The 21,704-nt window shown below is 32.6% G+C and carries 22 protein-coding genes; 19 read left to right on the top strand and 3 right to left on the bottom strand.

What is annotated here, in order from left to right; translation table 11 throughout:
* Positions 1-6: 6 nt before the first annotated feature.
* A complete protein-coding gene (locus tag CJF42_RS27230) occupies positions 7-156 on the bottom strand; it encodes a hypothetical protein (RefSeq protein WP_170940486.1) in 150 nt (49 codons plus the stop codon).
* Between the two features lie 281 nt (positions 157-437).
* Between CJF42_RS27230 and CJF42_RS05665 the strand changes: the two genes are divergently transcribed.
* The 6 genes from CJF42_RS05665 to CJF42_RS05640 all read left to right on the top strand — a co-directional run bounded on the left by CJF42_RS05665 (position 438) and on the right by CJF42_RS05640 (position 6,449).
* Positions 438-3,113 carry a TonB-dependent receptor gene (locus CJF42_RS05665; RefSeq protein ID WP_095365752.1) on the top strand — a complete coding sequence of 892 codons (2,676 nt, stop codon included), beginning with the start codon at positions 438-440 and terminating at the stop codon, positions 3,111-3,113.
* A gap of 106 nt (positions 3,114-3,219) precedes the next feature.
* Positions 3,220-3,489, top strand: a complete 270-nt coding sequence (locus CJF42_RS05660) for a hypothetical protein (RefSeq protein ID WP_141235487.1) — start codon at positions 3,220-3,222, stop codon at positions 3,487-3,489.
* Positions 3,486-5,048 carry a PepSY-associated TM helix domain-containing protein gene (locus CJF42_RS05655; protein WP_095365750.1) on the top strand — a complete coding sequence of 521 codons (1,563 nt, stop codon included), beginning with the start codon at positions 3,486-3,488 and terminating at the stop codon, positions 5,046-5,048. Before CJF42_RS05660 ends, CJF42_RS05655 begins: the two co-directional genes overlap by 4 nt.
* On the top strand, positions 5,042-5,314 hold the full coding sequence (locus CJF42_RS05650; RefSeq protein WP_095365749.1) for a DUF3325 domain-containing protein: 273 nt from the start codon (positions 5,042-5,044) through the stop codon (positions 5,312-5,314). Before CJF42_RS05655 ends, CJF42_RS05650 begins: the two co-directional genes overlap by 7 nt.
* A gap of 102 nt (positions 5,315-5,416) precedes the next feature.
* Positions 5,417-5,893 (top strand): hypothetical protein, encoded by a 477-nt coding sequence (locus CJF42_RS05645; RefSeq protein WP_141235486.1) that lies wholly within the window; start codon positions 5,417-5,419, stop codon positions 5,891-5,893.
* 34 nt (positions 5,894-5,927) lie between these two features.
* Positions 5,928-6,449 carry a GNAT family N-acetyltransferase gene (locus CJF42_RS05640; protein ID WP_170940485.1) on the top strand — a complete coding sequence of 174 codons (522 nt, stop codon included), beginning with the start codon at positions 5,928-5,930 and terminating at the stop codon, positions 6,447-6,449.
* Between the two features lie 311 nt (positions 6,450-6,760).
* On the opposite strand, the gene CJF42_RS05635 is transcribed toward CJF42_RS05640, so the two are convergent.
* Positions 6,761-7,198, bottom strand: a complete 438-nt coding sequence (locus tag CJF42_RS05635; protein ID WP_095365746.1) for a CBS domain-containing protein — start codon at positions 7,196-7,198, stop codon at positions 6,761-6,763.
* 268 nt (positions 7,199-7,466) lie between these two features.
* A complete protein-coding gene (locus CJF42_RS05630) occupies positions 7,467-9,038 on the bottom strand; it encodes a BCCT family transporter (protein WP_095365745.1) in 1,572 nt (523 codons plus the stop codon).
* 800 nt (positions 9,039-9,838) lie between these two features.
* Between CJF42_RS05630 and CJF42_RS05625 the strand changes: the two genes are divergently transcribed.
* The 13 genes from CJF42_RS05625 to CJF42_RS05570 form a co-directional block, all read left to right on the top strand.
* Positions 9,839-11,401, top strand: a complete 1,563-nt coding sequence (locus CJF42_RS05625) for a sodium/sugar symporter (RefSeq protein ID WP_095365744.1) — start codon at positions 9,839-9,841, stop codon at positions 11,399-11,401.
* Between the two features lie 126 nt (positions 11,402-11,527).
* Positions 11,528-12,412 carry an aldose 1-epimerase gene (locus CJF42_RS05620; RefSeq protein WP_095365743.1) on the top strand — a complete coding sequence of 295 codons (885 nt, stop codon included), beginning with the start codon at positions 11,528-11,530 and terminating at the stop codon, positions 12,410-12,412.
* A gap of 113 nt (positions 12,413-12,525) precedes the next feature.
* Positions 12,526-13,566 (top strand): UDP-glucose--hexose-1-phosphate uridylyltransferase, encoded by a 1,041-nt coding sequence (locus CJF42_RS05615; RefSeq protein ID WP_095365742.1) that lies wholly within the window; start codon positions 12,526-12,528, stop codon positions 13,564-13,566.
* A gap of 1 nt (position 13,567) precedes the next feature.
* Positions 13,568-14,713, top strand: a complete 1,146-nt coding sequence (gene galK / locus CJF42_RS05610) for a galactokinase (RefSeq protein WP_095365741.1) — start codon at positions 13,568-13,570, stop codon at positions 14,711-14,713.
* A gap of 177 nt (positions 14,714-14,890) precedes the next feature.
* A complete protein-coding gene (locus CJF42_RS05605) occupies positions 14,891-15,685 on the top strand; it encodes a hypothetical protein (protein ID WP_095365740.1) in 795 nt (264 codons plus the stop codon).
* A 475-nt stretch (positions 15,686-16,160) separates the two neighbouring features.
* A complete protein-coding gene (locus CJF42_RS05600; RefSeq protein ID WP_170940484.1) occupies positions 16,161-17,759 on the top strand; it encodes an ATP-binding protein in 1,599 nt (532 codons plus the stop codon).
* Positions 17,750-18,169 (top strand): hypothetical protein, encoded by a 420-nt coding sequence (locus CJF42_RS05595; protein WP_095365738.1) that lies wholly within the window; start codon positions 17,750-17,752, stop codon positions 18,167-18,169. Before CJF42_RS05600 ends, CJF42_RS05595 begins: the two co-directional genes overlap by 10 nt.
* Positions 18,153-19,586, top strand: a complete 1,434-nt coding sequence (locus tag CJF42_RS05590) for a tetratricopeptide repeat protein (protein ID WP_095365737.1) — start codon at positions 18,153-18,155, stop codon at positions 19,584-19,586. The genes CJF42_RS05595 and CJF42_RS05590 overlap by 17 nt, the downstream gene beginning before the upstream one ends.
* A gap of 58 nt (positions 19,587-19,644) precedes the next feature.
* On the top strand, positions 19,645-20,052 hold the full coding sequence (locus tag CJF42_RS05585; RefSeq protein WP_095365736.1) for a GNAT family N-acetyltransferase: 408 nt from the start codon (positions 19,645-19,647) through the stop codon (positions 20,050-20,052).
* 10 nt (positions 20,053-20,062) lie between these two features.
* The gene (locus CJF42_RS28470; protein ID WP_252097537.1) at positions 20,063-20,212 is read left to right on the top strand and encodes a VOC family protein; all 150 of its coding nucleotides are present in this window, start codon (positions 20,063-20,065) and stop codon (positions 20,210-20,212) included.
* 57 nt (positions 20,213-20,269) lie between these two features.
* On the top strand, positions 20,270-20,425 hold the full coding sequence (locus tag CJF42_RS28465) for a VOC family protein (RefSeq protein WP_252097536.1): 156 nt from the start codon (positions 20,270-20,272) through the stop codon (positions 20,423-20,425).
* 137 nt (positions 20,426-20,562) lie between these two features.
* Positions 20,563-21,285 carry an SIMPL domain-containing protein gene (locus tag CJF42_RS05575; RefSeq protein ID WP_095365735.1) on the top strand — a complete coding sequence of 241 codons (723 nt, stop codon included), beginning with the start codon at positions 20,563-20,565 and terminating at the stop codon, positions 21,283-21,285.
* A 37-nt stretch (positions 21,286-21,322) separates the two neighbouring features.
* The coding region (locus CJF42_RS05570) for a LysE family translocator (RefSeq protein ID WP_141235484.1) at positions 21,323-21,704 on the top strand (382 nt) is incomplete at its 3' end.

Below are 21,704 nucleotides of genomic sequence, written 5' to 3'. Positions count from 1 at the left end.
CCCAAGTCACTTCAAGATGTGAGGTTCAGGACTGCTGAGCAATTCATGATCTAGGCGCATCTTTGCATTAATGGTTACTCCCTTAAAAAAAGATGGACCGGCAATATGCTCCTGCATTGCTCTAGTACCTACATCCATGCAGGCAACAACGAGCATGATTTGCTCAGAAGTCCCTGTAAGGTTGGTTTATAAATACTTTATGCAGCGTTATTGATTTTGAAAAGGGAATAACCATGTTCTTCAATCAATGCCTTGCCTAAAGCATTTCTAATTCCAACTGAATCCTGCATCTTGAAGTGGTTTGGGTATATAAAAAGGTGAACTGGAATTAAATTGACCTTTTTAAATTTAATTTTACGGTTCTTGAATATGAGTAACGTCTTTATTAGTAATGAATATAGTTATCACTTACATTGTTATCGGGGAGTTGTTAATCCATGTCAGGTAAATCAACATTTAAAATAAGTAGTTTGGCATTTATTGTTGTAATGTCTAGTTCAGTTATTGCACTTGAATCAAATCAATCCATCACAATCAAGCAACAATCTTTAGCGGATGCACTTACTAGCCTCGCAAAGCAAAGTGATATACAAATCTTTGCCAGAGACGAAGTAATTAATGGCTTTAATGTGAATGGTGTATATCAAGCAAAATCAGTGAAACACGCTTTAATACAGTTGTTAAATAATACTCAGCTAGAAGCACAGTGGGTGTCTGAAACAGATGTTGTAATAAAACATAATAAACGTGAAGTTAAAGCTAAAAGTTTAGTTAATCCGCAAAATAACTTAGTAAAAAATATCCAAAAGTTAGAACATATTAGTATTTATGGTAGACATAATAAGCTCATTTTAGAATCAGGTACTGCAACTAAATCTAAGATGAGTTTAATGGAAACACCAGCGGCTATCGTTGTGGTTGATAAGTTTTTATTAGATGAGCAATCAACGTCTACTTTACAAGATAGTTTAAGAAATATTAGTGGCTTAACCCATTCTGGTAATAATTATGGCATAGGTGACAATTTAATTATTCGCGGTTTAGGCGCAAATTATATTTATGATGGCATGTATGGTGGAGCTGGTTTAGGCAATAGTTACAACCCAACTAGAACAACAACAAATGTTGAAAGCATTGAGGTATTAAAAGGGCCTGCAACCGGATTATATGGCACAGGCTCTGCCGGTGGAGTTATTAATTTAGTAGAAAAAAAACCATTAGATAAACCTTTTTATCAAGTAAAAGCGACAGTTGGCCAATGGGATAATCATAGTATGATGCTAGATGTGACATCAGCTATCAATGATTCCATGGCTTATCGGTTTGTTGCAAATTTTGAAGAAACAGACGGTTACCGTGGTTTAAGCTCTGCAAGAAGTGAAGTATATGCATCTTTACGTTTGAACTTATCACAAGATCAAGAATTAATATTCTCAACAGCATATATAGATGATGAAAACCAAGTTGACTCGATAGGTCATCCTGTTCGTATATTGAACTTAGACAGTATTAATGCCAATCCAGGAGATATTACTTGGCAAGATTTAGTGAATGATACTAATGCTGATTCAGATGAATTCAGGGGGATACAGCTTACTGATACACAAAGACAAGAATTAGCAGCTTCTTTAGCTAAAAATGATGGATTAAAACCATTTGATTTGGGCAGCCAAGGCTTGATTTCACCCATGTCAAAGCCTAATGAAGGTGAAGAACTTAGATTTAAGGTGAGCCATCAAATTGACTTATCTAATAATGCTTCATTTCATCAGCAAATTCAGTTTAGAGATTATGAAACAGATTTTATTCGTCAAACAGGCGCGTTCAACTATGTTTATTGGAATCGTGATGGAGAAATAAACGCTGACCCTCGTGCCCCTTTAATAATTGGTGACGCTATTTACCCTTTTGCAGCAAGACGTCAGCAATATAGAAGAAGTGATGCAAGCGAAACTAGCTGGCAATATTTTGCTGACTTTAATACAAGTTGGTCACTAGGTCAGTTTGAAGGTGAACATTTACTGAGTGCGAACTATGAAAACCGTTCTATGTCAGTAAAAAGTTGGAGTTTAAGTGATGCTGATGGCAATTCAGCATCAGAACCTTTACCTTATATTCTAGATATTCGTAATCCAAATTGGCCAACAAAAAGCTTTATGGAATATGATGCAATTTTAACTTCAAACTATGACTCGTCTGTGACTTCATATGGCTTAAGTTTTCAGGAAGTCCTTTATTTTAATGATATCTTAACAGGTCGATTTGGTTTTGCACATTCTAAAATTAAGCAGGCATATCAGCATAAAGGCACACCAAGAAAACCCGAAAGTTCAAAAGAAGCAGATTATACAGATTCAGGAAATACATATAATTTAGGATTAAATTACCGATTAACAGATGAGTTTGCATCGTTCGTAAACTTCTCAAAAGGGCGTACTGCTTCAAGTATTTTAGGTTTTAGTGATATTCCAGATTCAGAATCTAAATCACTTGATTTAGGCATTCGCTTTACGGCTATGGATGAAGCGTTATTAGCCTCTTTAGTGTATTTTGAAACTAAGAAAACTAATATAAACCGTGCAAATCTAATATATAACGACAACCCAAAAGACCCTCTTTTTAATATAACTGTTCCTAAATATTTGTTTGATAATGAAGACAATACGCAAGGTTATGAGTTTGATATGAATATGGCCTTAAATGACGTTTGGTCCATGAACTTTAATGCCACATATCAAGATGCAATTGAAATTAGAAATCAAAATGAACAACCTGAATCAGGGCAAAGAAAAGGCATTCCTAAAAAGTTTGCCAGTATTTGGACGAGCTACGCTTCATCATTTAGTGCTTTAGCTAATCCTATAAAGCTCAGTCTAGGTATGACTTATACCGGTGAACGTAGTATTAATTCAAATTCATTTGGTTTACCTGATTCGACAATAGATGCTTATACAGTGTTGGATGCTGCGATGAGTTATGACGTAGATAATTGGAATGTTCAATTGAATTTAAGAAATTTAACTGATGAAACCTATTATGTTAAAGCGCTTTATATTGGTGGCTTACCAGGAGATAGTCGCAATGCAAAATTAACAGTGAAATATACATTTTAGAATTTAAAAAATCACTTAACGATTAAAACTAATCTGGCATTTGTTAGATTGGTTTTGGTGTTTATATATCTTAGTCAGAAGTTATAAATTAATAATGAATTATAGATTGAATATCACTTTTCGTTCTTTAGCTGCCATTTTAGGTGGTTATGCTTTAGCTGTTGCTAGCAGTTTTGCGTTAGTGCCAATATTTATGTATGTGTTTGGTTGTTTCAAAGCTGATGCTGTATATTTAGGAACAATTTTTAGTTACGTATTTTATTTTTCATGTGTGATTTTTAGTTTTAATCGCGCAAGTGTGTTGCTAGTCTGGCGTGATATTACCTTGATTTGTTTAGTATTTTATTTAATACATTACATAGGAACTATTTTATGAAACCAGATTTTAGAAGATCCATGATTTGGTTACATACCTATAGCGGTTTATTAATTGGTTGGTTAATATTTGCAATATTTGTTACTGGAACTTTAAGTTATTTTAACCATGAGATTAGCCAATGGATGAAGCCTGAACTTGGCAGTAATAAATCATCAGATAAATTACTTAATAAATCTTTATCACTTTTAAATGAACAATCAGATAAATCTGAACGTTGGCAAATTCGCTTACCTACAGAGCGAAACAATCACTTTGTTATTTCTTGGTCTATACCGGATATAAAAAGAGCAAAACGATTTTCAATGACTTTAGACAGCCAAACATTTAATGAAATTGAAGTTAGGGATACAAATGGTGGTAATTTTTTTAGAACCTTTCACTATACATTAGAGCTTCGTCAGTATGGTGGTCGGTATATAGCTGGTATTGCGGCTATGGTGATGCTTATAGGTATTTTCACTGGCGTTTACACACATAGGCGGTTTTTTAAAGATTTTTTTACTATTCGTCTTAATAAATTAATGAAAACACTAACAGATACACATGCTGTAATGGGTGTGATCACTTTGCCATTTTGTTTTGTGATTAGTTTTAGTGCGTTACTTATTTATATCGGTATCTATATGCCTTTTAGTGCCCAGTATCATTTTGATAATGGCTATAGAGACTTAAATTCCAAAGTATCAACTTCTTTACCTAAAGTCATTACTTCAAATATTGCTGTTGAGCCAATTACAGATTTAACGCCTATTGTTAATATCGTAAAATCACATTGGGCTGAAAATTCGGCAATTAAAAGAGTTGTGTATGATCAACCATATGATTTTAATGGCCGTATCATTGTTTATCGCAAACCATTTATCTCACTAACAAATAAATTAGAAGTATTAGCATTTCATGCAAAAAGCGGTGAGCTATTAGCGCCTATTGAACCTGAACGTACGGCGAGAAAGATACGTAGAATATTTTATGGACTACATGAAGCACATTTTGCTCAGCCTGTTTTACGTTGGTTATTATTTTTTATGGGTGTCGCTAGCTGTATTTTGATAGGAAGTGGACTCATTATTTGGTTGAAAAAACGTTTGGATAAAGTTAAAAAACGGCATTTTGGTCATACTTTAGTTGAAAAATTAAATATAGCGGGAATAGCAGGATTATTGTTAGCTATAACAAGCTATTTTTATGCAAACAGAATAATACCTTTGAGTATAACGTCACGTGCAGAATTAGAGGTGAATACTTTTTTATGCGTTTGGCTTATTTGTTTAATTTATAGTTTTTTTCGTTCTACTTCAAAAGCATGGTCTGAGATTTTATTTTTTACAGGACTTGCATTATTACTATTACCTTTGATTGACTTTTTGATTGAATCAAACTGGCTGATACAAGCAATAGAATATAAAAATATGGCCTATATTGGCTTTGACTTAGCAATAATAGTGTCGGGAGGCGTTTGTTTAAGTATATATAAATGGCTTAAAGGTATTAGAGCAAAATCTGAAGTTAAAAATATAAAACCTGAAATAAAAACTAAAGTGGGGGCATTATGTTAGTCAGTTTTTTCATGCAACTAATTGCTTTATGGTTTTTATCTATGGCAATGAGTAAACACTTTCGTTCAGTTTTTAAAAGACCTCTTGAAGATAATAAAGCAAAAGCATTTAAAGTATTAGGCTGGATCCTATTGCTATTGTCGTATGTCATTATCGTCAATAAAAACACAGCTATGTCAAGTGTTTATTGGTGTTCATATTTGGCTTTAAATATTTTTATTATTGCACTGTTTAATACGTTTTCCACTTTAAAACAAAAAAATTAAGTCTAATGACTTTATATAAATGAATTAGATATTGATTGTATATGATACTAAATTTAGTTACTGTTCCTTTACTAGAAAAACTTGCTTAACCCTAATATTTATATGTTAGTTAAGCAATACGATAGTTTGGAAGTTATGATAAAAAATGAAAATATATTATCTAAGTTATTAATAATAACTGCGGTTATTCTATTGCTTGTTTTTGGGTATTTATATTCTTTATTGGATGAAATAGAAGTTCAATATACTATTATGGCTATTTTTACTTTGATAAATATTATTACGCTTGCGTATAAACAATCGAGTATTTATAAAAAGAAAAATAATATCAAGAACTTAATAAAGCGAGAAGGTGAGTGGCTGGTCTGTCAAAGCTCAGGTATTAATTCTCCTTCAATTATTGTGATTGATAAAATAGGTGAAATTAGGATTTCTATGAATTACTTATCTTTTATAGAAATAGGTCATGGACAAGGTTATGGTTTTGAAGTTAAAGCGCATGCTAATGTTATAATGACGCATTTATCTGGATTGTTAAAGCCAGAAGAAATAAAAGAAATGAAACTTGATATAGTTTAGTAATGATAATTAAATAACTGAAAGGCATCATGCATTGAATTTTGAAGTAACGGATAAAATTAAATTAATTCCGCTAAAAGGAGCTGATGCTCACTGCATTTTTACTTTAGTAGAACAAAGTCGTGTTGAGTTAGGTCAATATTTATATTGGGTTAAAGATGTTATTAATATTAAAACAGCTGAAGAATATATATTAAAGCGTATTAATAGTGGACTAGTCGGTTCTGTTTGGTTCAAAATTCAATTTAATAATGAAGACTGTGGTATTTTTGCCATTAAATCTGTTTGTAAACAAACTGGTATAGCAGAGTTAGGTTATTGGTTATCTCATTACTTTTATAAAAAGGGTATAATAAGTGATATAGTAAATAAGCTACCGCAATATTTAATCAAATATTCAGATGCAAAAATAATAGAATTTCGATGTTTAGAAGACAACTTGGCAAGTATTAGCATCGCAAAGAAATCGGGAGCGAAATTTATTAAATCACTTCCAGAATATATGGAAATTGCTAATTCAAATCAAAATTTGAATATATATCAAGTGATGATTTAAAGGGGCATTTTAAAGTATATTTAGTTATTTGCGTTCAGACAAATTATCTTAAAAAATCAGGGATCTTTTTAGGCATAAAACTATACTTTAAATTGGATATTGCCAGTCATAAATTCTATCTAATGCCTATGTTGTGGATGAGAAATCGCAATTTCGCTTGTGACATGTCAGAAAGCCTATCTGTAAACCCATAATACTTGAAATGACAGCATGGAGTAACAAGTATGACTCAAAAGTTATTTTATTTATGCATGAGCAAAGGATAAGACAGGGTTATCATCGCACATTTTAAATAAACTGAAATAAGATCATTATTCAGGCTCTTGTGCGGCTAATACTTCAATTAAATTAATCGCAACATTAACAAAGTCACTTGCTGTTACTATGCCTACAAGCTTACCATTAGCTAAGATTGGTAAACAGCCTATTTTGTATTTTTGAATTGTTAAAGCGGCTTGATGCACAGAAGCTTTGGCGTTAATAGTGACTATCTCATTGCGGTAAAACTCAACAATTTTTACTCTTTTTTCATGATTAAATCTTTGAAATTCATCTGTCACTAATAAACTGGATTCTTCAGCTGCAAGTACATCACGTTGGCTAATTAAACCTAAAAGGGTTCTTGCATCGTCTACTATGGGAATATGTCGAATGCGGTTTTCAACCATCATGATACGGGCATCTGATAATGTATTTTTTATACCTAAAGTGAATAAATCATCAGCCATAATTGAAGTTACGGTTGTCATAACTATCCTTAAAGTTAGGAATAGAGGATGATAACTTAAGATTAGAGTGAGAATAGCTATAAATCAAAGTTAATTGATATTTATAAATCGTCTTGCCTTAGGGGAGTTTGGGGGAGAAAATGATTACGCCATGATGATTTATAATCAAGGAGTAACCATGAATTCTAAATCATGCTTTGTACTCGACTCCTACCCAAGCTCTGAAATCTGCACTTTCAAGTAGCATGGGTAGGTCGGGAGATAGTGTACCCATATCATTAAGACAGATTTATCTAGGTTCAGTTTTTAAGCCTTTTAATAAACATACACACATTAATAGTAAGAGTATAGTAAATGGTAACCCTGTAGAGATAGCGCCAGCTTGTAATGCCTCAATTGCTTTTGTGCCACCAACCCATAATAATGTTGCAGCGATTAAACCTTCAATAACAGCCCAAAAAATGCGTTGCGGTGCTGGTGCGTCAATTTTACCGCCTGCGGTGATGCTATCGATAACTAGTGAACCAGAGTCAGATGAAGTTATAAAAAAGACGATCACTAGCACAATCGCGATAACTGAAAGTAGTGAACTCATAGGCAAAGAATCAAACATTTGGAACATAGCTAATGGCACTTCAGTTAACCCTTCGGTGCCCAAAATCCCCACTTTATTCATTACCTGATCTATTGCAATACCGCCATAAACAGACATCCAAACAATGGTAACAAGTGTTGGGATGACTAATACCGCGGTGACAAATTCACGAATGGTACGGCCTTTAGATATTCGAGCGATAAACATGCCAACGAATGGTGACCATGATACCCACCAAGCCCAATAAAACACAGTCCAGCCCTGTAGCCAAGCTTCATCTTCACGGCCATGAGGGTTACTCAGTGGGATAATATTTTCTACATAAGAAAATAGGGTCGTTGGGATTGTACCTAAAATAACAGAAAAACCTGAAAATATCACAAATATCAATAAGAAAAAGGCGAGAATCATATTGATTTTACTTAGTTTTTTTACACCGCTTTCGAGCCCTCTTGTAACAGAGAAAACAGCTAATGCAGTGACAACAACGATAACTGAAATTTGCATTCCAATACCGCCATTGGTGCCAAATACATGGTTAATACCACTAGTTGCTTGCTGCGCGCCAAGTCCTAAAGAGGTAGCTAAACCAAATAATGTAGCCAGAACAGCAAATATATCAATAATATGACCAGGCCATCCCCAAGTTTTATCACCTAATAAAGGATAAAAAATTGAACGAATAGAAAGTGGTAGTCCTTTATTATAAGTGAAAAACGCGAGTGAAAGTGACACAACACAATAGATGGCCCAAGGATGTAATCCCCAATGATACATAGTTGCACCTAATGCTAAGCGTGCAGCTTCAGCTGTATTAGGTTCAACTCCTAAAGGCGTTTTATACCAAGAGGTTAAATAAGCGACGGGCTCTGCAACTCCCCAAAACATCAATCCTATGCCCATACCTGCAGCAAATAACATGGCAAACCAAGATAAACGAGAATGGTCAGTTTTGGCATCTTCACCGCCTATGCGGATCTTTCCATAGGGGGAGATTATTAATGCACAACAAAATAAGACAAAAATATTACCAGACCACATGAATAACGCATCAAAAGTGCCAATAATATGCCACTTTATACCGTCTAATGCAGCTTTCGCAGTTTCAGAATCTGTTACTAAAATCGAAATTAAAAAAATTAAAATTAATCCCGTACTGACTCCAAAAACAGGGTTATGAACGTCAAATCCCCATTTTTGTATGTTATCTTGTCCGATTTCATAGTCAGTATTATCAATACTATAAATATCTGTATTATTTTTCATAAATTAATTAACCGTGTTTTAATACCAGTAAAAATAGCAGTTATCAAAAGTAATAATTAAAGCTGCTCTTTAACTTGTTCTCAATACTGTTATCTTTAATCACAGTCCATCGTTGGAAAGTTTAGTAAAATCGAGATAAGTATGAATATAGTTCGCCGAGTATAGGCAAGCAAAGATTTGTTCATAAATGTTAACACAGAAGCCTAGTTAAGTCGAAATGAAGCCTTGATTTCGACTTAACTTTATTAACTAAATTGAAGCTTATTTTTATTTTCCTTATCAATTGTGATTTGAGTTAAAGTCGTATTATCGTCAAATGCATCATTTACTCTGCTGTGTAATTATATGGATATCCCGTAATGAATAATTTCAACAAATATGAATTTTATTTACGCCTTTAAAAGTTGAGTATGAATAGTGCTGTTTTACGGGGGTCTTAATAAAGCGATGGAGCGATCTGTTAATCTAGACCTAAATTTGGATAATGATTAGCATTCAAATGGCATTTTATCTTTTAACCTTCTGTACTCAGAATAATACATAATCTTATCTATCAATTTTTGGCTTTAAAATGAATAAAAAATACTGCGTATGATGCCACATAGTAATTTTATTAGCTTTTCGGCTTTAGGTTCACATTAAATAAAACTGCATATTGTATAAAATATTGGTTTTATTTAATGTGATAAAATAATAGTATATATCATATAAATAAGCCTGTAGAGATGAATATAAAGCTTTAAAACACATTAAAACTTTATAAAATCTAAAAATAATACTAAATCAACATGGAGTAAGTTATGACTTTATCGACACTAGACATGTCAGTTTTTGTGTTTTACGTCATCGCCTTAATCAGCATTGCATATTATGTATCACGAGAGAAATCAGGACATGAAAAAAATGCTAATGATTATTTTTTAGCAGGAAATAACCTACCTTGGTGGGCGATTGGTGCATCTTTAATTGCAGCTAATATTTCAGCAGAGCAAATAATCGGTATGTCAGGTTCAGGCTATAAAATAGGATTGGCAATTGCATCTTATGAATGGATGGCTGCTATTACCTTGATGATAGTGGGTAAATACTTTTTACCTATTTTCTTAGAGCGAAAAATTTATACTATGCCGCAATTTTTGGAGCAAAGGTTTGATCGTCGTGTACGAACTATTATGGCGATATTTTGGTTAGGTGTTTATGTGTTTGTAAACTTAACTGCAATTTTATGGTTGGGAGCATTAGCACTTAATACCATCACGGGCATAGATATGTTGTATGGCATGATATTTTTAGGTGTATTTTCACTTGCTTATTCTTTATACGGTGGTTTAAAAGCGGTAGCATTTACCGATATCATTCAAGTTGTGTTATTAGTATTTGGCGGTTTATTTTTATCCTATATGGCCCTTGATTTAATTGGTCAAGGGCAAGGCCTTACTCAGGGTTTTAACGTTTTAATGGCGCAAGCTCCTGAAAAGTTCGATATGATTTTATCACCTGAAAGTGAGCATTATGCTGATTTACCTGGTATTTCTGTATTAGTGGGTGGTATGTGGATCATGAACTTATCTTATTGGGGTTTTAATCAATATATCATTCAACGTACTTTAGCGGCAAAAAATTTGCGTGAAGGCCAAAAAGGCATCGCGTTTGCTGCATTTTTAAAGTTATTAATGCCAATTATTGTTGTATTACCAGGTATTGCAGCTGTGTTATTGCTCCCTGATTTAGGCAAACCTGATCAGGCTTATCCTGAACTTATGAATTTAATGCCATCAGGTCTTAAAGGGTTAGTATTTGCAGCATTGATTGCAGCAATCGTCTCTTCTTTGGCTTCTATGACAAACAGTGTTGCCACAATTTTCACTATGGATTTATATAAAAATGATAAAAAACAGCGAAGTGAGGAGCATTATGTCACAGTAGGTAGAATCGTTAGCTTTACTGCTTTGATTATTGCGATGTTAGTAGCTAAGCCGCTTTTAGGTCAGTTTGATCAAGCATTCCAGTATATTCAAGAGTTTACTGGGTTCTTTACGCCTGGCATTGTTGTTTTATTTTTATTAGGTATGTTTTGGAAAAAAACAACTGCAAATGGTGGTCTTGCAGCAGCATTAGGATCAGTTATTTTATCATTCACATTCAAAATATTGTGGCCTGAACTACCGTTTATGGATCGTGTGGGTTTTGTATTTATACTATGTATGATGCTTGCTATTGTGGTATCAAATGTCGAAAACAAAGACAGTCATAAAAATGCGATAGACTTAAAAGGTATAAGCTTTGCTACTTCAACAAGCTTTAGTCTTTCAACAGTTGCAGTGTGTTTCATACTTGTCGGTTTTTATACTACTTGGTGGTAATCGTATACATTAAAAAAGAGTTGTATAAGTCTGAATAGATTTACAATTTAAGAAGTGTGGCTCAGTATTCAGTCCACCAAAAGTTGTAAATATATATGTTCTAAATAATAAAATATAGGTTAGTAAATGTGCCTTGTCGTATTAAAAAATGATGTAGCAAAAGTAGTGGTCGATGCAAAAATGGGGGCAAGTATTTTAAAGTACTCGGCTATGCTCAATGGTAAATACCGAGATATTTTCCGCAATGCGAATGAAGCTGATTCAATACACGATACTGCTAGCTTCCCTTTAGTGCCTTTTTCTAATCGTATTCGAAATGGTCAATTTAATTGGCAAAATAAACAAATATATTTACCTTTAAATCACTTACCCCAAAAGCATGTGATTCACGGTCATGGTTGGCAAACTCACTGGCAAGTGATATCACAAAATGACTCTGAAGTGACTTTAGAATATAAATACACCGCAGATCTATGGCCATTTAGTTATCTGGTAAGGAAAACATTAAAAATAACAGGTACAAAATTAACAATGTCGATGGTATTAACTAACTTATCTAATGAAAATATGCCAGCAGGTTTAGGTTTTCACCCTTATTTTACACGCACATCAAAATGTTCATTACAGACCAATATATCACAAATGTGGGCGATTGATGATGAGTGTATGCCGACTGAAATTACAAGTGCACCAACGGACTTTAAATATAAAAAAGGCCTTAAAATTAATGATACTGTACTTGACAATACATTAATTAATTTCCCCCATAAGGCGCAGATCCATTGGCCTGAATGGCAAGCTAAAGCGAATATTACAAGTTCAAAAAATTGTGATTTTTTAGTTGTATATAGCCCCGAGAATGCTGATTTTGTATGTATTGAGCCTGTAACCCATATGACTGACGCGATAAATATGGCTGCAAGAAATTATAAAAATACAGGTATAAAATCGCTACCTCCTAAAGGAAAAATGTGTATTCATATGCAGATCTCTCCTAAATCACTTATTTAAAAATGACCCCTCACACTCTTATTTGTACATAAAAATAAAGTATTATTTATAATATAAATATTATTTATTAGATAAAACCAAATTATTTAGGCTCACTAATTTAGAGAAATAATATGAACGATTTTGAATTTACCCATAGACGGCAAAACCCCCTTACGGGAGACTGGGTTTTAGTTTCTCCACATCGAAATAATCGACCTTGGCTAGGTGCAACAGAAGAGTCCTCAGTTGATGACTTAGCTGAACATGAGGCAACATGTCCGTTATGTCCAGGTAATGCTAGAGTAAATAATGAATATAACCCTGACTATCAAAATACATTTGTTTTTGTAAATGATTTTGGTGCCTTACTTACTGAATCAGCGAAGGGGCAAGATTTTGAACCAAATGATCCATTATTTAAAGCTAATTTTGCTAATGGTGAGTGTCGTGTAGTATGTTTTTCACCTAAACATAATAAATCTTTACCTGAGTTATCTATAACAGAAATAAATGCAGTCGTTGATACATGGCAAAGCAATTATGTCGCACTTGCGAGTAAATACAGTTGTGTACACGTTTTTGAAAATAAAGGTGCTGTAATGGGATGCTCTCAGCCTCATCCTCATGGTCAGATTTGGGCGCATGATCATTTATCTACTGAGATTTTATTAGAAAATACAAATCAACTTTCTTATCAAAAACAATATGGTTCTAACTTATTAAATGATTATGTAAATCGTGAAATTGATGAACAGTCTCGTGTGGTTATAGAAAATGCCCATTGGTTAGTTGTAGTGCCCTTTTGGGCTGCTTGGCCATTTGAAACTATGCTAGTAGCTAAAGATGATATTCGTCACTTTGGACAATTAAATCAAGAACAAAAATCATCTTTGTCATTTGCTTTACAAGCGCTAACAATCTGTTATGACAATATTTTTAACTGTAGTTTTCCTTATTCAATGGGTTGGCATAGTGCACCTTCAAATTTAGATGATGATAGTCACTGGCGTTTACATGCCCATTTTTATCCGCCACTTTTACGTTCTGAATCGGTAAAGAAACATATGGTAGGTTATGAAATGCTGGCTGAAAGCCAAAGAGATCTTAGTGCAGAAACAGCAGCTAAAATATTACGTTCTACAGCACCTACACATTATAAACACGGAAAATAATATGAATCTAGAATCATTAAATAAAAAATTTGAAGCGATATTCAGCTGTAAACCACAAGGTATTGCAAGTTCACCTGGCAGAGTAAATATTATAGGTGAATTTACCGATTATAATGATGGCTTTGTATTGCCTTGCGCATTGGAATTTAATACCAAAGTTGCTTTTTCACCCAGAGCTGACAATCAAGTTGTTGTGCATTCATTACAATATCCAAATGAGAAAGATAACTTTAGTTTATCCACAGATATAACTCAAGGTAATTCTCAATGGGGTAACTATATTAGAGCCGTTGCTTTTGTATTAAAGCGCAGTGGCGCACAATTAACAGGAATTAATTTATTAATTGAAAGTAATGTACCTCAAGGTGCAGGGCTATCATCTTCGGCAGCATTAGAAGTAGCTGTTGGTGGCGCATTTAATCATGTCAATAAATTAGGATTGAATGAGCAGGCATTAGCATTATTTGGTCAACAAGCTGAAAATGATTTTATGGATTGCCAGTGTGGTATTATGGATCAATTAATATCAGCTAAAGGGCAAGTAAATAATGCACTATTAATTGACTGTGAATCATTAGAGACAAGCTCTGTATTTCTACCTGATGACTTGAGCTTAGTTATTATCAATTCAAATTACCCAAGAAAACTAGTAGAGAGTGAATATAATCAACGTCGTATTGATTGTGAACAAGCAGCTAAAAAAATGAGCGTGAATACTTTACGTCATAGCACAATTAAAATGTTAGATGCAGTAAAGAAAGACTTAACAATCAATGAGTACAAACGAGCCCATCATGTCATAACTGAAAACATCCGTGTTATAAAAGCAACTGATGCATTAAAAAATAATGATATAGGCAGCTTACGAGAGCAAATGAATGAATCTCATCAATCACTAAAAAATGATTTTGAAGTGACTGTACCTGCTACAGATGGATTAGTTGAAATATGTAAAGAGGCTTTACAAGAACGAGGTGCAGTGCGTATGACAGGCGGTGGTTTTGGTGGTGCAATCATATGTTTATGTCGTGCTGAAGATATTGCTGTGATAAGAAAAGCAGTAAAAAATAATTATGCTCAAAACTTTAATTTAGAAGCTTCAATTTTTGTTTGTCAGGCGGGTGAAGGTTTAACCATAATAGAATAAAAATAATCTGTATAAATGATACTGAATAGATCAAAAAATATTTAAAGATAACAGTTAAAACCTTAAGCATTTTTTAGTTTTTTGGATATTTGACTATTGTACATAACCTAAAATATAAGTATAGTATGGTGGATATGTAAAGGATTGCATATGTAATTAATTTTAAAGGAATATTTAATGTATATTAAACGGATTTTTTTTATCAGCCTACTTGCCCTTTCTACAGGATGTACCGAAAGCTATACTGATTATTATCAAAGTCACCTTAATGAAGCTAAACTCAAATCTCATAGCTGCTGGCTTTCTCTTAAAGATGCTTTAGCAACTAAAAATGCAGCTGAAGTTAAAATTATTTCTGAAAATCCTGAATGCATTGCTGCAAAAAATGTACTTGAAGCAAGTATAGACAACATCGAATTTGAACATAAAATTCGAGAAAAACAAGAAATTATGAGACTAGAAAGAATAAAATTATATAACTTTAACAACGAGTATGCTGAACAATTATTGAAAATGAAGCAGTTAGCATATTTAGATTATGTGGCTATTAGAAGAAGTTGTAAAAATAATTATTCCGTTTTAATGAAAACTAAAGCTCGGTGTAGAGCATATGAAGACGCATTTGAAGCAAAAAAAGCAATAGAAATTTCAAAGCTTCAAGATCGATATAGTGGGGGGGAGTTGCAGAAATTTCGAGATAAATCTTGTACTGGTAAAAACTTTGATAACATTTACTGTGGCTTGGCCATGGAAGCGGTTAAAAATAAAAATAATAGTGTTAAGCAAAGCTACCTCTCAAATAGAAATAAGTTAAAAAAAGACTTTAATAAATGTCAAAAATCGTATTCTGAGTTGTTAGCATCTGGAAAGTATGATGAAGCACAAAAAATATTACAAAGCTATCAATGTGAAATTGTCGGGGACTCTGCTCGAAAACTAAAAATTTATAATTTTAAAAAAGCGATCATCTAGTTCAACTCTAGCGAATTTTAGAGGTGCTATTTTCTATGTAAATATCTGTAGTGTTTAGCATTAATGTCACTTGCACTATCACCAAGTCAATCAAGTGGTAATTGAATATCAGAAAGCTTAGATTTAGCATCCTTTAAATGCACACCATCTAACATAAGTTGTGGTAATAAAGCTTCAACTTCAGTTTTTTATTATCAGCTGTGGCTGATGTTAAGGCTGCTTTATAATTATTAAGGGGTTAACTGACACATAATTAATTTCATTTAATGGTTGAACTAAGACACCGATAGAGATTAGCAAATTAATAAGAGTGAAAAATTTGGCTTTGGTATGGGTTTATGTTTAGTTGAAAAAATTTGTAATCTAAATAAATGGTTGATACAAACTGATACATAAAATTCAATTTTTAGTGTTAAAATTCAACTTATAAATAAACTATCATTTAATTATTTTACATCACAGAGAGAAACCATTTTTGAAACGCCTATTTTGGGAAATTTATAGCGTTATATTATTGAGTATTTTTGCTGTTTTACTGCTTTCATATACGGCTTTTAGTTACCTTAATCAATATAGATATCAAACTCACCTACAAGAGGTGATGTCAGGTACTGCTTATTTATTAAAAGCAGGTGTAAATAGGCAAGAAGGTGAAAATCAACAACGTTGGTTAACATTATCTGCTTCTTTATTAAATGCCGGTTTATCCATAAGAAATTTAAAAAAACCATTTCAAAATCCCGATGAAAAAAACGCTTTTATTTATAAAGAAGAGCTTAATTCTGAATTATTTGTACTCCAACAAAAACTAAATAAAGCTAATAAAATATTAGAGTTTAAGTTTGAAGGTTTTACAGAGCAAATAGCAACTGCGACAGCTTTTTTATTGCTAAATGAAATTGGCCGGTATGATGTGAGTAAACGCCAGAGTGCTTTTGATGACATCAGTCAGATTTTTTCATACCCAATATACCGTAGGTCCCGTCAAGATTTAGTATTGGATAGTAGACAACTTGAGCGCTTGGATCGTGGAGAAACGATTATCGAATGGGATAAGCATTATGGTCGCGGTTTATCAATAAATGTGTATGCCCCATGGGGCAGTACATCAGATTTATTACATATGGGTTCTATTGATTTCTTTGAACCTTATCCATTTCATATTGTTGTTTCCGTTTTTATATTTGCTTTGATTTTAATTGCATTGAGTGTCTTTGTTATCATTAAGCATCTAACAGGAAAATTATATCAATTACATGACAAAGTAGATGCAATTAGTCCAAATAACACACTAGAAATAGAGCAGTCAGCAGATACTAGTGCATTAGATCTACTAACACTGAAAGTACATAATATGGCTGAACGTATTAAAAGTTTATTAGATGAAAAAGCTTATATGATCAGAGCTGTATCACACGATTTAAGAACCCCTATTGCAAAAATGCAATTTCGTTTAGAAATGTTATTAGCGGATTTGGATGAAAAGCACCCGGCTCTTTTAGGTTGTAACAAAGATCTAGATCAGTTGAGTACTTTGATTGATGAATTACTTACTTATGAAAAACTCACATTGCAACTTCGTATAAATATATATGCCATTGATATAATGGAATTGGTGACTGAACAATTACAAAACTATAAATTACTCTATCCAAAATTAACAATAGCTGTCATTTCAAAGTTGCCAAAAAATTTCATATTAGAAGGAAACGAACCGTTACTAAATAGACTTTTGGATAATTTAGTAAACAATGGAGCGAGATATGCTGATTCAAAATTGACACTCACACTTATTATTGAAGATAAACATTTAAAACTGCAAATTGATGATGATGGTAACGGTCTTGATAATAAAACCATCTCCAAATTATTTAGTCCTTTTTATAGAGCTGAAGGAAGTCGAAATAGTAAAAATGGTGGTTATGGTTTAGGCCTCGCAATTGTAAAGCAAGTCGCGATGCAGCATAAAGCAAGTATTACAGCATGTAATAATGAGTTAGGGGGAGCACGTTTTACATTATTATTTCCCTTAAAATTAACAGCTTTAATTGAAAGTGAAAAGTCATGCCTGTAATCAATATTTTTACCATTAAATATTTAACTCATATTACTTTATTTATACTATTATCGTATTCATCTTGGGTAAATTCTAACCCGCAAATAAAAGAACAAAAAAGTAAACAGCAAATTGAAACATCTAAAAAGAAGAAAGACAGTGTTGATCAGTGGAGTGATTGGAACAACTCCCCCTTAGTTTACCCTAAATATGGAGTAGGTATACAAGGATATATAGAAAATAAGCTTAATCAATTAGATAAAAGTAACCTATTAGACAATACCAATGGTGTACTTGCTAAAAAAAACAATAAGAAAAAAGTGATCGATAAAATGAAAAAACCTAAAAATATTAAAAAAATGATGGCTGAATTAAAAGCGATGGAAGCTGATTTGAAACAGGAGCTTAGTCATGAGTCTGAATTTTAAAGTTGTTAACCAACTCACTTACGGCTTGTTATTATTGCTAACATCACAAACGTTTGCTAATAATCCCAGTGAAGTCGATAAATTGTTTACAAAAGGCATGACAGAGTCTAAAAAAAACAATTGGATTGAGGCCAAATATGCTTTTGAATCTTTGCTTAAATTAAACGATAAACTACATCGAGTTAGGGTAGAGCTTGCAATTGTTTATATGCATTTAAATGAGCTTAATTTGGCAATTGTTGAATTAAATAAAGTCTTAGATATCAGTGAACTCCCAGATAATGTACGTGCAAATATTTCAAACCTAAAAATAGAAGCTCTTATAGAGCTAAATAAGAAATTGGTTGAAAAAATAGAAAGTAACTCTGTAAATAATAGGAACACCTTTAAAGGTAATGCTGAAGTGGCTTTCGGATATGATGATAATGTACGTTTTTCTTTTGGTGATTATTTTTTAGAAGATGACCCATATTATGATAGTTATTTTATTCAATTAAATGATGGAACTATTTTAGAAGTAGCAAATAATGGCAATGTTTATGATATTTTAGGTAACTTTTTATTGAAAAATGAAGGGCAATATGAAATACGTAAACTTAAAAAAAACAGTCAATTTAATGATTTAAGATTGAATCTGCAACATCAATATCAATTTAATACATCTGATAAAGTAACATGGACTAGTTCACTTAATTTAAAGAAAACTAATAATGTAGATTTGCAAAGTTATAGTAAATTTCAAATAACGTTGGACTCTGAAATTAATTGGCGACTTAATAAAGAAATTGAAATAAGCTATTTTGCGTATTATAGATTGCTACAAAGAGATAGTAAAACGCAAGTACAAGCTTATGCTCTAGAAGCAAATTTGGCTTATTTTAATGACTTTGGAAAATGGCAGTTTGGTTTTAACTGGAGGGATAGAGTTTACGAAGAAGCTCTTTTTAAAAGAGACACATATACGTTTTCTTTTGATGAAATAAAAAGTAATACAGGCACTTTTACGTTTACATGGTCTAAATTGTTTTTTAATAATGATTTATTACTATTAACAAAGTTTGATTATCTAGATACTGATGATCAAATTCAACATCCAGATCCGAGTTTTTATGAGTTATTTGGTAATTCAGATCATACTGGCCTCAAGTACACGGGGGCAATAATATATTCAATAACACCTGCTCTTAAATTTTCATTTACGATGATTGATTTGACATTAGATTACTCTAAAGATAATACCTATGATGGTGATAAACAAGATAAAAGTCAGTCTATTAGAGGTAAACTGAATTATCGTATTAATGATGATTTGGATCTATTTATTACGGGTGAGAAAATGGATCGAAATTCAGACCAATATGAAGGTATTAAAAGTAATAAATCTTTGATTAAGTCGGGTGTTAGGTTAAAGTTTTAAATATTTTACATGCCAGTACAACACTTTTCGCTATTTAATTAATCAATAAAGGTAAGTAATGCGTAATAAATATCAAATAACGACGGATAAAAACCGCTTAAATATAGTTAAAATTCATGATTACTTAGCAAATAGATCCTATTGGGCAAAAGGTAGATCCTTAGACGAAGTAACAGCCAGCATAGAAAATTCTCTGTGTTTTGGTGTGTATTACAAGAATGAACAAGTTGCTTTTGCACGTGTGGTAACTGATACTGTTTCTTTTGCTTATTTACTAGATGTATTTGTTTTTGAAAATTATCAAGGTAAAGGAATTGGTCAGCTTTTACTTGATGCTATATTCTCTCACCATGACTTACAATGCGTTAATTGGTTATTAAGAACAAGTGATGCACATGGCCTTTATGCAAAATATGGTTTTGACACCATAGATAATCCAATTAGTTATATGAAAAAATCAAGCTAAGTCACTCATTATGATAACTGGTATTTCTACTTTACTTGTCGTGCATGATCTTAAAATATCGCAAGATTTCTATATTAATATTTTAGGCTTTGAGTTTATCTCAGAGCATGAAAACTGTGTTCGGTTAAAGTTTGGTGATCATCAAGTATCTATTTTTTAAGGTAATACTATCGCACTGAACTATCAGCATGGTTATGAGTCAAATTCGACATTAGTTATGACAATAAATAATTTAGATGAAAAAATCAAACAGCTTAAGCGCAAAGGCGTCGAGTTTGTTCATCAAGCACCAAATGAAAATCAGTGGGGTCGTTATACGGCATTTAAAGATCCCTCAGGTATAGTCCATGAGATTTTTGAATCAAAAGTTTAATATTAAGTGAAGGTTCAGCTTTTATGAAGTATTTTGCATATGGATCAAATCAGTGAATAGTTTTGAAGATTTAGATAAAAACAGAGATGCATTACAACGTGCAATACATCATTAAATGATTGTTAATAGGAAACTCTATGAAATTAATAACTTCTATCGCTTTAATTGCGATGTCTTTTACAAGTCTCGCAAATACCCAGTTACCAAATAATCGTCATATTTCAGTGACAGGTACAGCAGAGTTAAGTGCTAAACCTGATATTGCTGTAATACACCTTTATGTTGAAAGTAATAATAAAACGAGTTTAGCAGCAAAAACCGAAGTGGATCTACGTGTAAATAATTTACTTGATGGTTTAGAAAAATTTAAAGTAGATGAAAGCAATGTATCAGCTTCTAGTATTTCAACTGAGCCTAGATATTCATATCGAAATAATGAAAACCCAACCATTACAGGCTATGTTGCTAGACGTACTTTAAAAGTGACATTAAATAATATTAAAAAGTTGAATGATTTTATAGATCATGCTTTGAGTGTGAAAATTAATTCTGTGCGAAATATTGAATTAAAATCATCAAAAGAAGCGGCGTTTAAAGATGAAGTAAATGCATTAGCTGTTAAAAATGCCAAAGAAAAAGGACGTTCGTTAGCAAATGCTTTTGATGCAGATTTAGGTCGAATTTATAGTATAAATGCAAACTCAAACAGTAGTGTGTATCGCTATGGCGCAAACCAAGATGCTGAAATGGTACAAATGAGTGCAATGAAAGGTGCTGCACCTAAGCCTGGTCGATATTTACAAGAAAACATTAAATTTTCAGCATCAATCAGTGTTGTTTTTGATTTAGAAGTAAAGTAATCGGTTCTGTTTTTTATACTAAACATCGGGGCGTTTAATGATAGATATATCTGTTTTACCTTTATTTTTTACAGCTGTTTTCTTTTTAGTGATATCGCCAGGCCCTGATTTAGTGCTTATTTCCTCTTATTCTTCTACTAAAGGGTTTAAGTCTGGTTTGATGATATCTCTAGGTGTATTTTTAGCGGGTATTTTGCAAACTTTATTAGTGGCTTTTGGCTTAGGTCAGTTAATGCAAGCTATGCCGTTATTTGCCTATGCAGTAAAAATAGTCGGCGTTTTATACTTGGTATATTTAGGTATCAATATGTTACGTGCTTGGTATAAAAACCATAAAGGTGATAATAGTTCATCCAATGTAAAGCAAGCATCTAATGCACAGTTAATAAATAAAGGATTTTGTAACTTCTCAAAAAGCA

This window comes from Pseudoalteromonas sp. NBT06-2 (assembly GCF_002276045.1).
In the GTDB taxonomy this organism is placed as follows: domain Bacteria; phylum Pseudomonadota; class Gammaproteobacteria; order Enterobacterales; family Alteromonadaceae; genus Pseudoalteromonas.
The sequence above is the reverse complement of the archived record's forward strand: the minus strand, read 5'-3'. Positions and strand labels throughout refer to the sequence as shown.

Bases quoted from the DNA above. Each gene is read 5' to 3' on its own strand.
- CJF42_RS27230 (WP_170940486.1), bottom strand. From the start codon at position 156: ATGCTCGTTGTTGCCTGCATGGATGTAGGTACTAGAGCAATGCAGGAG.
- CJF42_RS05665 (WP_095365752.1), top strand. From the start codon at position 438: ATGTCAGGTAAATCAACATTTAAAATAAGTAGTTTGGCATTTATTGTT.
- CJF42_RS05655 (WP_095365750.1), top strand. From the start codon at position 3,486: ATGAAACCAGATTTTAGAAGATCCATGATTTGGTTACATACCTATAGC.
- CJF42_RS05650 (WP_095365749.1), top strand. From the start codon at position 5,042: ATGTTAGTCAGTTTTTTCATGCAACTAATTGCTTTATGGTTTTTATCT.
- CJF42_RS05645 (WP_141235486.1), top strand. From the start codon at position 5,417: ATGTTAGTTAAGCAATACGATAGTTTGGAAGTTATGATAAAAAATGAA.
- CJF42_RS05635 (WP_095365746.1), bottom strand. From the start codon at position 7,198: ATGACAACCGTAACTTCAATTATGGCTGATGATTTATTCACTTTAGGT.
- CJF42_RS05630 (WP_095365745.1), bottom strand. From the start codon at position 9,038: ATGAAAAATAATACAGATATTTATAGTATTGATAATACTGACTATGAA.
- CJF42_RS05625 (WP_095365744.1), top strand. From the start codon at position 9,839: ATGACTTTATCGACACTAGACATGTCAGTTTTTGTGTTTTACGTCATC.
- CJF42_RS05620 (WP_095365743.1), top strand. From the start codon at position 11,528: ATGTGCCTTGTCGTATTAAAAAATGATGTAGCAAAAGTAGTGGTCGAT.
- CJF42_RS05615 (WP_095365742.1), top strand. From the start codon at position 12,526: ATGAACGATTTTGAATTTACCCATAGACGGCAAAACCCCCTTACGGGA.
- galK (WP_095365741.1), top strand. From the start codon at position 13,568: ATGAATCTAGAATCATTAAATAAAAAATTTGAAGCGATATTCAGCTGT.
- CJF42_RS05605 (WP_095365740.1), top strand. From the start codon at position 14,891: ATGTATATTAAACGGATTTTTTTTATCAGCCTACTTGCCCTTTCTACA.
- CJF42_RS05595 (WP_095365738.1), top strand. From the start codon at position 17,750: ATGCCTGTAATCAATATTTTTACCATTAAATATTTAACTCATATTACT.
- CJF42_RS05590 (WP_095365737.1), top strand. From the start codon at position 18,153: ATGAGTCTGAATTTTAAAGTTGTTAACCAACTCACTTACGGCTTGTTA.
- CJF42_RS05585 (WP_095365736.1), top strand. From the start codon at position 19,645: ATGCGTAATAAATATCAAATAACGACGGATAAAAACCGCTTAAATATA.
- CJF42_RS28470 (WP_252097537.1), top strand. From the start codon at position 20,063: ATGATAACTGGTATTTCTACTTTACTTGTCGTGCATGATCTTAAAATA.
- CJF42_RS28465 (WP_252097536.1), top strand. From the start codon at position 20,270: ATGACAATAAATAATTTAGATGAAAAAATCAAACAGCTTAAGCGCAAA.
- CJF42_RS05575 (WP_095365735.1), top strand. From the start codon at position 20,563: ATGAAATTAATAACTTCTATCGCTTTAATTGCGATGTCTTTTACAAGT.